Here is a 12,462-nt window from a genome sequence, read left to right as displayed (position 1 = left end):
TTCAAATGACACTCCATCTAAATAAAAATAACTGCCCTAATTATGAAAAAATTAAATACATCCTCAACGAATCACCAGACTTAATGTGTAGAACACTTGAAGTTGGTGGAGATTGTCTCGAAGTTATTTTCATGAAAAATTTAATTAAACAAGAGTTTCTAAATGAGTATGTAATTAAATACATTCAACAACTTCCGATAGAATACATAACTTACTCTTATTTATTGAAAAACATACCAATGAACGAAGTAAAGAAAAACCTTAAGGAACAAGAGATTATCTCTTCCCTCTTAAATGGATTCGCTTATATTTACTTATCAGACGAAAGTAAAGCATTTATGGTAAATTGCGCCAACCCTATTGAAAGATCTATTGAGAAAGCAGAAACAGAATCATTGGTATACGGTCCTAAAATATCGTTTACAGAATCATTATCTTCTAACATTAAAATTATAAGACGAAATCTAAATGATTCTAATTTGTGTACAGATGAATTAAAAATAGGAGAACGTGTTAAGAAGCAAGTAAGAATTATATATCTTAAAGATATAGCGGATGATGACACACTTAAAACACTTAAGGAGAAGTTTGAAAATATAAAAACTGATAATATAAGTGACAGTTCAGTATTGGCACAATGTCTTGAAGATAATCATTACTCATTTTTTCCACAGTTTATATTAACAGAGTTGCCCGATAGATTCCTCTACTCTATTTTAAACGGACGGATTGGTGTTCTTATAGATGAAAGTCCAATTGCTATTATTGGACCTGCTAATTTTTTTTCGTTTTTTGAATCAACAGAAGACATATATTTGAGATGGTCCTTAAGTACTTTTATAAGATTTATACGATTATTTGCTATGGTAGGGTCACTATTTCTTACAGCATTTTATGTTGCAACCATGACATTTCACTTTGAACTAATTCCATCTAAATTGTTACTTATAATTGGGCAATCACGTTCACAAGTTCCTTTTCCACCTTTGCTAGAAGCACTTTTACTCGAATTATTAATTGGATTACTTAGAGAGGCTGGGGCACGCCTTCCGTCAAAAGTAGGGCAAACAATGGGGATTGTTGGAGGTATTGTTATTGGCCAAGCAACTGTTGAGGCAGGTTTAACTAGCAACATTTTAATTATTATTGTGGCATTTAGTGCATTAGGGGCATTTACGGCTCCTATTTATGAAATGGGCACTGCTATAAGAATTGCTAGATTTCCTTTCATTATTCTAGCAGGTGTTTGGGGATTAAATGGGATTATTATCGGTGTCTGTGTAATGATGGTCCACTTGTTAAAATTGACATCATTAAACAAACCTTATCTTGCACCTCTATACCCTTTTAGGATTAAGGATATAAAATACTTCTTAATACGTCTACCCCACCATTTTTATATGAGACGTCCTGTTGTCAATCGCCCAAAAGATTCATTCCGCACAAGGTGGAGATTTAAAAAAACAGAAAAAGATTTAGATGAATTTTGAGGTGGATAATGAAATCAAATATTAGTTTTGTAAATGCCTATATGGCTTTCTTTATCATACACACTTCGCAAATTGGTATGGGCATACTTGGAGTCCCGAAAATTATTTATCTTGAATCTAAGAAAGATGCTTGGATCTCAGTTTTACTATCCGGTCTATTCATTAGTATTATCACTTGGATTATTATTAGCATACTAAAAAAACATGAAAACTGTAATCTTTATGAAATACACGAAAATTTATTTGGCCGCTTTATAGGTAGTATTATCAATACCTTTATTGTCATTTACTTTATTGCTGTACATTACTCTATCATCATCAGTTATGTTGAATTGTCCCTAACATGGGGATATGAAGGAGTTTATGAATGGGTAGGCACCTTAGCGCTATTATTAATAACAATTTATGCAGTATCAGGTGGATTCAGAGTAGTTGCAGGGATATGCTTCTTATCCTTTTTAATGACTATATGGCTGCTATTTGTGATGTATCAACCACTTGATTCCATAAACTTAACTAGAATTTTACCCATCATGTCGACAACTCCGTCAGAAATGATGAAAGGAGTTTTTAAAAGCAGTTATACAATGTTGGGTTTTGAGACTTTATTTTTTATTTTTCCTTTTATAAAGGAGAAAAAAAAACTACTTCTATTCAGTCAATTAGCAATCTGGTTTACCACACTTCTTGTTTTAATTGCAACTGTTATTTCCATATTATTTTATAGCCCTAAAGAATTAGAAAAACAGATCTGGCCTATTGTCAGTATGATAAGCGCTGTCCATTTTCCATTTATTGAGCGCTTTGAATCTATAGCAGTTTCATTATGGATATTAGTTATTTTTCCAAATTTATGTATAATCCTATTCATTTCTTCCAAAGGAGTTAAACAAATATTTCATTTAAAACTAAAACATGGAATATGGGTAATCTCAATAATCATTTTTATCACGAGTTTTTTTATCACAAAAAGAGTCGACAATAACCTTTTGTTTGATAAAGTTGGTCAAGTAGGCTTTTACCTATGGTTTATCTATCCAATATTCTTATATTTCATTTCAATCATTAAATCTAAAATCTTTTCACGTTCAAAAAGGAGTTGAAAAAATGAAAATACGGCTTATTCTACTTTGTGTCTTTCTCTGTACGGCATGTATGCCACCTGAAAAAATATTAGAAAGGCAAGGAATTTCAACTATTATTGGTTTTGACTTACTTGATGAGAATACATACAAAGGCACTATTAGCTTGTTACAATTCGACCGTAAAGAAGAAAAAACGAGTGTAACCATTTCTGCCGTCGGAACTACAAGCAAACAAATAAGACAAAATTTAGAACAACAGACAAGCCACCACCTTACTTCTGGTCAATTAAGGACCATACTGTTTAATAAAAATATGGCAGAAACAGTAGGAATTTCTTCTTTTCTGGATACTATGCAACGAGATAGCAGTATCAGTTCTTTAATCTTTTTGGCCATTACTGATAATGCTGAGGAGACGATTAAAAATAAAAACTATGAAGAATATCCCGAAATGGGATCCTATATCTATCAACTATTGGATAAACACGAAAAGAAAGAAATGTTAGTCAACTCCAACTTGCATGATTTTATTTCCACACTATATGAAATTGGTATCGATCCTACCTTACCTATTCTATCGAATGAGAATGGTGTAGCACCCTATTTAGATGGGGTTGCATTATTTAGGGATGATAAAATAGTTGGTTCTATTTCCATGAAAAAAAACCTGTATATAAAATTATTCACCAATCATAATGCTTTTTTGGGGGATATAACTTTAAATATTCCTGCAGAGGTATTAGAAGAAAAGGGAATAAAACTAGTCGAAAAGCAAAAAGGAGATAAATTTAATATTACAATTCACCCAATAAAGTACCGCGGAAATGTTGAATTATCTCAGGAAGAGTCGGTTAATTTAAATGCATCTATTTTAGTTTCAACTATAGAATTACAGCCTTCTGTTACTCTTAAAAATAAGGAATCAATAAAAAAAATGGAGCTAATAATTGAAGAAGAACTAAACAAAGAATTCGGGGATATTCTTGAGGAGTTTAGAAAATTAAATACTGATCCAATTGGCATTGGAAGAAAAATAAAAAGTATAAGAAAATATTCCAATTTAAATGAAAAAGATTTGAGAGGAAAGTATTCCACATTAAATTTAAAACCAAATATTAAGGTAGAAATAAAACGAACTGGGGCAGTTGATTAGTTCACGAATTACTTGTGAAGAACCTCATTTACTTATGAAGAGCTCACCGAGGTTGATATTAAACTTATCTTCCAATAGTTCAATAATTGTATGTAAAACCATAATTAACTACAATCCTTATTCAACAATCTGGCCCTATTGCGGAACAAAAATAAAAGAGCTCTCTTCAGTCATACTGCGGCTGGTTAGTTTAATAAAATTAGCCCCATAAACGGACATTTATGGGGCTGGTCCTTATTGGAGCAAGACACACTCTATTTACCCTGATCTTTGGTACCAAAACTCATTCCCAAAATCAAAGTAACATTTTTAATAACAAACACCGTTTTTGGTGCTAATATATTCATATAAATAGTTTTTAGTAGGTGATTAATTATGATTTTTGGTTACGCGCGAGTGAGTACGGAGGAACAAAACCTAGATATGCAAGTTGATGCATTAACACAATTCGGGGTTGAGAAGATTTATAAAGAAAAATTAACTGGCACACGAAGAGATAGGCCTCAATTAGAAGACCTTTTAAAAGTTTTACGAAGTGGCGATAAAATTGTTGTATATAAACTTGACCGTATTTCACGTTCCACAAAACATTTGATAGAACTGAGCGAATTATTTAACGATATGGGTGTACATTTTGTATCAATTACTGACAGTATTGACACTTCAACCGCAATGGGAAAGTTTTTCTTTCGTACAATGGCAAGCATCGCTGAACTAGAAAGAGATATTATTAGTGAACGAACAAAGTCTGGTCTTCAAGCAGCAAGATCAAGAGGAAAGAAAGGTGGGAGACCTACTAAGAAAGAAGATAAAGTGGAAATGGCTGTTAAGATGTATAAGAGTAAAGACTATACAATTAAGCAAATTACAGTGGCGACTGGTATCAGTAAGACCACGCTGTATAGGTATTTAGACAAGGCGCTATAGGGTTGCCTCAGTAATTTAGTTATTAACGATTTGTAAAGATCTTATCGATTAAACCGTATTCTAAAGCTTTTTCTGCTGTCATGAAGTTGTCGCGGTCTGTGTCGCGTTGTAGTACTTCAAGTGGTTGACCTGTGCGGTCAGCAAGAATTTGGTTTAGTTTTTCACGTAAGAATAGGATACGTTTAGCAGCGATTTCGATTTCAGTCGCTTGACCTTGTGCCCCGCCAAGTGGTTGGTGAATCATTACTTCACTGTTTGGAAGTGCATAACGTTTTCCTTTTTCACCTGCTGCAAGTAAGAATGCACCCATAGATGCAGCCATACCGATACAGATTGTTGATACTTGCGGTTTAATAAACTGCATTGTATCGTAAATTGCCATACCTGCTGTGATAGAACCACCAGGGCTGTTGATGTAGATGTGAATATCTTTTTCTGGATCTTGAGATTCCAAGAATAAAAGCTGGGAAACGATTGAGTTAGCTACGTTGTCATCAATTGCGCTACCAAGCATAATGATGCGGTCTTTTAATAGTCGAGAGTAAATATCGTAAGCGCGTTCTCCACGATTTGTTTGTTCAATTACTGTAGGAATTAAATTCATCTGTTATTTCCTCCTTCAAAAGCTTTCTTAGTCTTATAATACAATTATGGTCAATAAAGGTCAAACGAAACCACTTTAAATCAAAAAAATATGTAGTTGTACCATGAAATATTCGCTATGTTTTTGAAATTCCCTGCTTATGTATCTTCAACATCATAACCGAATTACATAAATTTAAACGTTATAAAAACTGTAGAAAAAAAGAAAAGAACGCCTTTTTTACTGAAGCGTTCTTTCGATATCTATTCTTTTAAAAGATAGGTCACTTTATTTAAAATCTTTTCGATTTGTTTCGCGTTTTTACTATACATTTCGCTTGCTGATTTCGACTTTGTTTCTAAAGAAAATAGTTCAAGATCAGCATGACATTTTTTTAAAGATGCCAATAATAAAGGTTTGTTTTGAGGAGAAGGCATTTGTAGTTTGTCATTATAAATGTCGATAGTAAGTTGTCCATATGAATCCACTTGACCGAGAAAGACGTTTTCAATGACAACACCGAGTTTTTCGAGCTCAGAATGTAACCAAGCTCGGTTATGTCCGCTTGCTGAAAGAGGTTCATCTAGTACATTGCCATCCATAATAACAGTTTGTGGTTCTTTTTCGTTTGCTACTTTTAAACCGATGTCTTTTGCTGTGAGTGGTTGGCGATCTTTCTTTAATAATACATTTAATTCTCCGCTCGGTTCTAGTACAGCAAATTCAACATCAGCTACGCTGAAGGCATCTTTTCCACGAAGAAGTTCCAGTAATTCGTCACTTGTATATTTTTCTTTCTTTAAGTTGTCTTCGAGTATCTTTCCATCTTTTATTAATACGGTAGATTTCCCTTCAAAGAAGTCCCGAGCTGTTTTGTTCTTTAAAGAAAGGATTCCTGTTAAAAAAGGTACCACAGCGAAAATGAGTATCGCAAAGACGCCGTGAAAAAATTTTGAATCGAGCCCTGTAGATACTTGGGCAGCGATGTCACCGATTGTCATTCCGGCTATGTATTCAAAAAAGGAGAGCTGAGAGATTTGTCTTTTCCCTAACCATTTCGTAATAGCGAATAAAATAATTAATATGAATACAGAGCGAAGAATGACAAGTGTCCATTCCGGCAGGTGAGACATAGTCATTTCCTCCAGTCTACTTAAAACCCTTTATATTGAGGTTCTTCACGTTCTAATACTGAAACTCTATTTTGTAAATCAGCGATGATGCTCTCCATTTCTAACATACATTCATGAAATACACGTTTTGATTCTGCGTCCTGTGAATGTAGTGAAAGGGAGCTCAAACTTGCTTGAGCGCCCCTTACACTAGCAAGGCAGGTTTTGACGCTAGCGATAACTGTCATACGAACACCTTATCCTTTCGGTTTGAATAGCAATGCTCCGATGAAGCCGAAAATAATAGCTGCGGATACACCGGCGCTTGTTACTTTAAACATGCCGGTAATAACGCCAACGATGCCATGTTTTGCAGCTTCTTCCATTGCACCGTGAACGAGGGCATTACCAAAGCTTGTAATAGGTACAGTTGCCCCAGCTCCAGCGAAATCAATTAATGGTTCATACAAATTGAATCCATCTAATATAGCTCCAGCAACAACGAGTGTTGCCATTGTATGAGCTGGTGTTAGCTTTCCAACATCAAACATAAGTTGGCCGATTACACATATAAGTCCGCCAATGACGAAAGCCCAGAAAAAAATCATTGCGTTGCACCTCCAAATTCAATCGAAACGGCATGAGCGATACACGGAATCGTTTCTTCTTGTTGGAATGTAAGTGGAGATAGTAAAGCGCCTGTCGCAACGACAAGTATTTTATTAAACTCTCCTCTTTTCATTCGGTTTAATAAGTGACCGTATACGACCGTTGCGGAACACCCTGGTCCACTAGCGCCAGCGATGACAGGTTGCCCTTCTCTATAAATGAGCAGCCCGCAATCTTGAAACTGTTCGCTCGTTACTTTCGTTCCGTGTTTATGTAATAAGTCATAAGCAATTTCGCGTCCTACATGTCCGAGGTCACCCGTTACGATTAAATCGTAGTAAGAGGCATCAATTTGTCGTTCGCGTAAATGGGCTTCAATTGTATCAACGGCAGCTGGAGCCATTGCACCTCCCATATTAAATGGATCTGTTAATCCCATATCAACCACTCGTCCGATTGTGGCAGATGTTACCCTAGGACCGTGTCCAGTATCGCTTAAAATAGCAGCTCCTGCTCCGGTTACTGTCCACTGCGCGGTAGGTGGTTTTTGCCCACCATATTCGGTAGGATAGCGGAACTGTTTTTCTACAGCTGTATTATGACTGGATGCACCAGTTAATAAATATTTTGCGCCTTTTGCATTTACGATACTTGCTCCAAGTGCTAAACCTTCCATAGAAGTAGAACAAGCGCCGAATAGTCCGAGATAAGGAGTGCCCAGTGTACGGCAAGCAAAGCTTGTAGGGGTAATTTGATTAATTAAATCGCCTGCGAGTACAAATTGAATATCGTCTTTACGAAGTTTTGCCTTTTCAGTAGCGCGGCTACAAGCTTCTTCGAACAAAATTTTATGTGCTTTTTCATAGGAATCTTGTCCGAGCCATAAATCTTCATGGAGGGTATCGAAGTCTTCTGGAATTTTGCCTTTAGCTTCAAACGGCCCGCCAACGACTCCCGTCGAAATAATAACTGGTTTGTTTTCAAATACCCACGTTCGGTGTCCTTGTAACATTTATAGCCCTCCCCATTGAACGAGAATCGTTTTAATAAGTGCGATGACGAAAGCGGAAAATACACCAAATAAAATAACAGAACCAGCTAATTTAAACATGTTACCACCAACGCCGAGTACAAAACCTTCTGTGCGGTGTTCGATACATGCGGCAATAACGGAGTTACCAAATCCAGTGACAGGTACAGCTGTGCCTGCTCCGGCAAATTGACCAAACCGATCGTATATACCAAATCCAGTTAATAACATGGAGATGAAAATAAGAGTTGCGACTGTTGGATTCCCTGCTGAGCGTTCAGTGAAATCGAAATACGTAATATAAAAAGTAGAAATGAGTTGCCCAATTAGGCAAATGAAACCACCAACGAAAAAGGCTTTTATACAGTTTTTTAAGACAGGACGCTTCGGTTCGCGTTCTTGCTCGAATTTTTTATATTCCTGTTGCACAGGGGTTAAGTTTTTATCTTTACTAGACATTGCAAACCTTCCTTTTCTTTTAAAAAGCGTTAAGTGTTAGACTCCATTTTTTTACCAATGAATTTTAATTGTTTATTAATTTCATCTTTAGATACTTTCTTTTCCTTAATTTTTCTTTCAAGCTTTTCAAGTAACATAAAGATTTTTTTATCTGTACTTACACGAACATCGAAAGTGGGGTGCTCATCACTTAGCTGCTTTTGGAGCTTCTTACGGAGAGGTTTTAATCCAAATCTTTCGTGATGCTCAGGTGTAACTGCTATGTAGAGATCTAAATTTGAATTTACTGCTGTACTTTTTATAATTTCATCCATAGTGAGAGCTCTTTTCTTGGCTCCTTGTGATATAGATTGATTAAAGGATTCCATACTCGTTTTTGTTAACTTTGGACCTTTCTCTTTCTCCGTTCGTTTTGCTTCTTCTTTCACTTTTTTATCTAAAGGACTATTATCACATCCGGTAAAAGAGCTAAATAGAAGGGCAAATAATACGGTTATGAGTCCGAGTTTTTGCATATTTATCATTCCATTTCTATTGCAATATGTAATGTGATAGAAAAAGGATGACTGCATATCATCCTTTTTCTATTTCACAGCAAGACTGATTCGTTATTGCTGTGAGTATTGTGGTTCTTCTTGTTTGACTTCTTCAACGCGTGGGTTTAAAGAATCGATAATCGTTTGTGTTTGCTGTGCAGCTGTTTGGAAAAGTTGCTTAGCTTGTTGGTTATCCGTATCAAGAGCGAATCCCTCTAAGCTAGCTTGTGCACTTTTTAATCCAGAAACAGTTTGTTTTAATTTCGTAATTACAGTCATTGAATGAAGCCCCCTTTGGAATATCAATTCAAAGATTATAATTTGTGAGTTGGGGTGAATTTATGATTGGAAAATTTAGGGGGTGCTTTGTTAATATACTCATAACTAAGCGTCATAAAGGATTACGGGGATATTTTTATTGATTTAGATGGATTTTATTGCTATTATTATGAGAAGAAAATGAAGTGTTTTCTATTATCATGCGCCCATAGCTCAGTCGGATAGAGCGGTGGTTTCCGGTACCACGTCTTATATGACAAAGGAAACCAAATGTGCTTTAGGGTGCGGTATAAAGCTGTTTGTCGGAGTTTTTAACGCTTAACTTGAGCGGGAACAAACCGCAAACGTCCTACGTAGGCATTAGCGAATTATTGTCGCATAGTAAAAAGGTGCTACGTGTAACCAAATGAAGATAATGATAGTACATATGCGGAGAGCTTCCGTCTGAAATTCGTTTCAGATAGGGGGCTCTTTTTTTATTATGTCTAAAAGTATACGAGTAGTAAAAAGACGAAGAGAAGTAGTTGATTTTATTGGTACTGCGGAAGCACTAGACACAGAAGCGGCGATAGCGATTGCTGCGCAGGCATTTCGGGCAGAGGGATTTAGAAAGCGTACTATAGATGATTACAGCAAGCTCTTTCGTTATTTCATGCGAGAATTGAACATTGAGAAAGTCGAGATCATTACGGCGGCACATGTACAAATGTATATTAATAAGCTGCTTAATCGAGAGTTAGCACCTGCCACTGTAAATATTCGCATATCGGCGTTGAAGTCGGTCTTTAAGCGATTGAATGAGCTGGGCTACATTAAAAGCAATCCCGCTGTAGACTTTGTAAAGTTACGTACCGATGAAGCGCCGATTTTTACGCTAAATCATAATCAGATAAAGCGCATTTTTCGTGTGGTAGATAAGACGACCTATGCAGGCTATAGAGATTACTGCGCCATGCTGCTTATGTTGCACTGCGGGTTGCGTGTAAACGAAGTAAATCAGCTAGAGGCTAACGATATAGATTTTGATAACCTTACGATTATGTTAGCAGGCGCTAAGAATAAGAACCGTAAAACTAGAGCTGTACCTATGACGAAGAAGGTAGCGGAAGAGCTACGAATGCTTATAGACGAGAGTCGGGAGTACTTTGAAGGTGTTACAAACGTCTTTCTAACGCAGGAAGGCAAAGTAATAGATAATGATTTACTACGTAAGCGTATGTATCGTTATGGTACGTTAGCGGGGCTTTTAAAAGAATGCCGCCCGTCGCCTCATAGCTTGCGTCATACCTTTGCTACGAACTTCTTACGAAATGGTGGAAGTGTTAACGCATTAATGCGAATTATGGGACATGCAGACATTACGACAACTATGCGATATGTCCGATTGAACGACGAGGCAGTGAAAGAGCAATACGAAAAAGTAGCCGCTAAGAACGACTACGGAATATAGGGGTACCGCCACATGCCCATCAACTTAAGAACGAAAACAAAATGAACTTTCGTTCAAACAAACTAAAAAACACGTAATGTACTTTTGGTATTGAAAAGTACACACACCAAATAAACTCTAACGAGTTTCATTTTAAAAATTATGCAGCTTTCTTTTGTTTTCCAAACCCATTATACTCATAGACAACACCCATAATATCAAAGATAGTTTTCTTCTCATATCGATGAGATTTCCGTCCATTCTTCTGTAGGAGGTCGAACAAACGGATTAAAATCTTTGTTAGATTTTGGGTGTTTCTCTGTATCGCTTGATATAACAGCGATACATGATCTTGAATCATCCCAATGGCTTTATATTCACTTAATTCTCTTTTGTTCTTTTGCAAAAGAAGTTTACGCATCTTAAACATCGTAGAAGAACAGATAAAGATGGCAATAAGTCTTCCATACACATGACATTCTAATCGCTCTTTTTTGATAGTTTGCCAATGATGAATTTGAAATAAGGATTTCCACGTTTTAAAAATAATTTCTATTTGCCAGCGAAGGGAGTAAAAGTCATGTATTTGTTCCATCGGAACAACTCCTTCAGGCGTATTTGAGACATATATGTTGATACCCGTTAATCGTTTACTCTTTTCTGAAAATGTAATACCCTTTTTACTTTCAGTGTAACTTTGTTTTTTTCTACGTTCCTGTATCTGTTTGTCTGTTAAACGATAGATAATTACACGTGTGAATAGTTTTTGATTCTTTCCAATGTAAGCTTCTTTTATTTCGTATGTTTGACCGGGTTTTAAATTGTTCATAATATGTTCTAAATCAACTTGGATATACTGTGATTGCTTTTTTACGGTTCCGTTTCGAAAGTATTCTGGAAACGGATTTTTTACATACACGGTATGGTTTAATTTTAATCTGGATATATAATAAGCACCTCGTTGATCCATTTGATCTAAGTCTTCTAATGAAAAATAACCTAAATCACGGATACATAAATCGCTTGGACGTAATGTGTCTAAGCATTCTGTTCCAAAGGTCTTATCATTATTTTTTCCTGGACCTATCTGAAAGTTTAGAAACTGTCCGCTATGTAAGTCATATTCTAATTGAATCTTGATACCCGCTGTTTGTGCACAACCACCTGATCCAGGATATACATGGGCTAAATGTTTTGGTACTTGGAAAATCGTCGCATCTAAAATACGAATTCGTTGAAAATACGTGAGCGCCGCGCTTGAAATGGCCGATGTTTCACAGATTTTACTTTTCCATAATGCCGAAAAAATATATTTCAAAAATTCAACCGCTTTTTTATCAAAGCGTTTATTGAGTCCTTCTGGACTCATAAGAGTGCCTGTGGCCGCATGTAATTGACTGCATAGTCGAACAAGCGAGTCACTCGCTGTACGTTGACTTACCCAAATACATATGGTAGCTAATTCATTTCCAGAAAACTTTCGTTTTCTTTTTACAAAACCTAATTCTTTTGCGAGTTCTTCCAAAAGAGAAGGGGTTAAATGACGATACAGTTCTTCAGAAAATAGTTGTAATTCATCTTGAATCGAAAGATTCATAAAAAATGTCACCCTTTCTAGCTAGCTTTTTAGAAAGAATAACGTTTTTTGTCACTTGGGGGTAGTGAAAATTCTTAAGTTGATGGGCATGGGGTACCGCCAGCATTTTGGAAAAAAACCACGCTAAGCAAATGTATATGCGAAAAGAGCCGTATTTTACCCCGTTAAGAGTA

The 12,462-nt window shown here is 36.1% G+C and carries 14 protein-coding genes; 5 read left to right on the top strand and 9 right to left on the bottom strand.

What is annotated here, in order from left to right:
* Positions 1 to 5: 5 nt before the first annotated feature.
* From MKY00_RS27820 to MKY00_RS27805, 4 genes are all read left to right on the top strand, one after another.
* Positions 6 to 1,490, top strand: coding sequence for a spore germination protein (locus tag MKY00_RS27820; RefSeq protein WP_341035492.1), 1,485 nt, complete (start codon positions 6 to 8; stop codon positions 1,488 to 1,490).
* Between the two features lie 8 nt (positions 1,491 to 1,498).
* Positions 1,499 to 2,593 carry a GerAB/ArcD/ProY family transporter gene (locus MKY00_RS27815; RefSeq protein WP_061530840.1) on the top strand — a complete coding sequence of 365 codons (1,095 nt, stop codon included), beginning with the start codon at positions 1,499 to 1,501 and terminating at the stop codon, positions 2,591 to 2,593.
* Between the two features lie 4 nt (positions 2,594 to 2,597).
* Positions 2,598 to 3,728, top strand: coding sequence for a Ger(x)C family spore germination protein (locus tag MKY00_RS27810; RefSeq protein WP_000702268.1), 1,131 nt, complete (start codon positions 2,598 to 2,600; stop codon positions 3,726 to 3,728).
* Between the two features lie 375 nt (positions 3,729 to 4,103).
* The gene (locus MKY00_RS27805) at positions 4,104 to 4,655 is read left to right on the top strand and encodes a recombinase family protein (protein ID WP_000576162.1); all 552 of its coding nucleotides are present in this window, start codon (positions 4,104 to 4,106) and stop codon (positions 4,653 to 4,655) included.
* A 22-nt stretch (positions 4,656 to 4,677) separates the two neighbouring features.
* On the opposite strand, the gene clpP is transcribed toward MKY00_RS27805, so the two are convergent.
* The 8 genes from clpP to MKY00_RS27765 form a co-directional block, all read right to left on the bottom strand.
* Positions 4,678 to 5,259 carry an ATP-dependent Clp endopeptidase proteolytic subunit ClpP gene (clpP, locus tag MKY00_RS27800; protein ID WP_001049162.1) on the bottom strand — a complete coding sequence of 194 codons (582 nt, stop codon included), beginning with the start codon at positions 5,257 to 5,259 and terminating at the stop codon, positions 4,678 to 4,680.
* A gap of 242 nt (positions 5,260 to 5,501) precedes the next feature.
* On the bottom strand, positions 5,502 to 6,371 hold the full coding sequence (locus MKY00_RS27795; protein ID WP_012552713.1) for a DUF421 domain-containing protein: 870 nt from the start codon (positions 6,369 to 6,371) through the stop codon (positions 5,502 to 5,504).
* Positions 6,372 to 6,391: 20 nt separating this feature from the next.
* Positions 6,392 to 6,598, bottom strand: coding sequence for a DUF1657 domain-containing protein (locus tag MKY00_RS27790; protein ID WP_000215901.1), 207 nt, complete (start codon positions 6,596 to 6,598; stop codon positions 6,392 to 6,394).
* Positions 6,599 to 6,607: 9 nt separating this feature from the next.
* Positions 6,608 to 6,958 (bottom strand): stage V sporulation protein AE, encoded by a 351-nt coding sequence (spoVAE, locus tag MKY00_RS27785; protein ID WP_000575919.1) that lies wholly within the window; start codon positions 6,956 to 6,958, stop codon positions 6,608 to 6,610.
* Positions 6,955 to 7,971: a stage V sporulation protein AD gene (spoVAD, locus tag MKY00_RS27780; protein WP_000938965.1), complete on the bottom strand. Its 1,017-nt coding sequence runs from the start codon at positions 7,969 to 7,971 to the stop codon at positions 6,955 to 6,957. Before spoVAD ends, spoVAE begins: the two co-directional genes overlap by 4 nt.
* Positions 7,972 to 8,448 (bottom strand): stage V sporulation protein AC, encoded by a 477-nt coding sequence (gene spoVAC / locus MKY00_RS27775; RefSeq protein ID WP_000095403.1) that lies wholly within the window; start codon positions 8,446 to 8,448, stop codon positions 7,972 to 7,974.
* A 29-nt stretch (positions 8,449 to 8,477) separates the two neighbouring features.
* Entirely contained in the window at positions 8,478 to 8,963 is a 486-nt protein-coding gene (locus MKY00_RS27770; protein ID WP_001170598.1) for a YhcN/YlaJ family sporulation lipoprotein, read from the bottom strand.
* 93 nt (positions 8,964 to 9,056) lie between these two features.
* The gene (locus MKY00_RS27765) at positions 9,057 to 9,263 is read right to left on the bottom strand and encodes a DUF1657 domain-containing protein (protein ID WP_000216164.1); all 207 of its coding nucleotides are present in this window, start codon (positions 9,261 to 9,263) and stop codon (positions 9,057 to 9,059) included.
* Between the two features lie 481 nt (positions 9,264 to 9,744).
* Between MKY00_RS27765 and MKY00_RS27760 the strand changes: the two genes are divergently transcribed.
* On the top strand, positions 9,745 to 10,713 hold the full coding sequence (locus MKY00_RS27760; RefSeq protein WP_000045532.1) for a tyrosine-type recombinase/integrase: 969 nt from the start codon (positions 9,745 to 9,747) through the stop codon (positions 10,711 to 10,713).
* A gap of 139 nt (positions 10,714 to 10,852) precedes the next feature.
* Here MKY00_RS27760 and MKY00_RS27755 read toward each other — a convergent pair whose 3' ends face one another.
* Complete coding sequence (locus tag MKY00_RS27755; RefSeq protein WP_001053964.1) at positions 10,853 to 12,289, bottom strand: IS4 family transposase; 1,437 nt, start codon at positions 12,287 to 12,289, stop codon at positions 10,853 to 10,855.
* Positions 12,290 to 12,462 lie beyond the last annotated feature (173 nt).

The sequence above is a fragment of the Bacillus sp. FSL R9-9834 genome, assembly GCF_038006905.1.
In the GTDB taxonomy this organism is placed as follows: domain Bacteria; phylum Bacillota; class Bacilli; order Bacillales; family Bacillaceae_G; genus Bacillus_A; species Bacillus_A pacificus.
The sequence above is the reverse complement of the archived record's forward strand: the minus strand, read 5'-3'. Positions and strand labels throughout refer to the sequence as shown.

What these genes read in the sequence shown, in the direction of transcription:
- MKY00_RS27820 (WP_341035492.1), top strand. Translation starts at nt 6, where the DNA reads ATGACACTCCATCTAAATAAAAATAACTGCCCTAATTATGAAAAAATT.
- MKY00_RS27815 (WP_061530840.1), top strand. Translation starts at nt 1,499, where the DNA reads ATGAAATCAAATATTAGTTTTGTAAATGCCTATATGGCTTTCTTTATC.
- MKY00_RS27810 (WP_000702268.1), top strand. Translation starts at nt 2,598, where the DNA reads ATGAAAATACGGCTTATTCTACTTTGTGTCTTTCTCTGTACGGCATGT.
- MKY00_RS27805 (WP_000576162.1), top strand. Translation starts at nt 4,104, where the DNA reads ATGATTTTTGGTTACGCGCGAGTGAGTACGGAGGAACAAAACCTAGAT.
- clpP (WP_001049162.1), bottom strand. Translation starts at nt 5,259, where the DNA reads ATGAATTTAATTCCTACAGTAATTGAACAAACAAATCGTGGAGAACGC.
- MKY00_RS27795 (WP_012552713.1), bottom strand. Translation starts at nt 6,371, where the DNA reads ATGTCTCACCTGCCGGAATGGACACTTGTCATTCTTCGCTCTGTATTC.
- MKY00_RS27790 (WP_000215901.1), bottom strand. Translation starts at nt 6,598, where the DNA reads ATGACAGTTATCGCTAGCGTCAAAACCTGCCTTGCTAGTGTAAGGGGC.
- spoVAE (WP_000575919.1), bottom strand. Translation starts at nt 6,958, where the DNA reads ATGATTTTTTTCTGGGCTTTCGTCATTGGCGGACTTATATGTGTAATC.
- spoVAD (WP_000938965.1), bottom strand. Translation starts at nt 7,971, where the DNA reads ATGTTACAAGGACACCGAACGTGGGTATTTGAAAACAAACCAGTTATT.
- spoVAC (WP_000095403.1), bottom strand. Translation starts at nt 8,448, where the DNA reads ATGTCTAGTAAAGATAAAAACTTAACCCCTGTGCAACAGGAATATAAA.
- MKY00_RS27770 (WP_001170598.1), bottom strand. Translation starts at nt 8,963, where the DNA reads ATGCAAAAACTCGGACTCATAACCGTATTATTTGCCCTTCTATTTAGC.
- MKY00_RS27765 (WP_000216164.1), bottom strand. Translation starts at nt 9,263, where the DNA reads ATGACTGTAATTACGAAATTAAAACAAACTGTTTCTGGATTAAAAAGT.
- MKY00_RS27760 (WP_000045532.1), top strand. Translation starts at nt 9,745, where the DNA reads ATGTCTAAAAGTATACGAGTAGTAAAAAGACGAAGAGAAGTAGTTGAT.
- MKY00_RS27755 (WP_001053964.1), bottom strand. Translation starts at nt 12,289, where the DNA reads ATGAATCTTTCGATTCAAGATGAATTACAACTATTTTCTGAAGAACTG.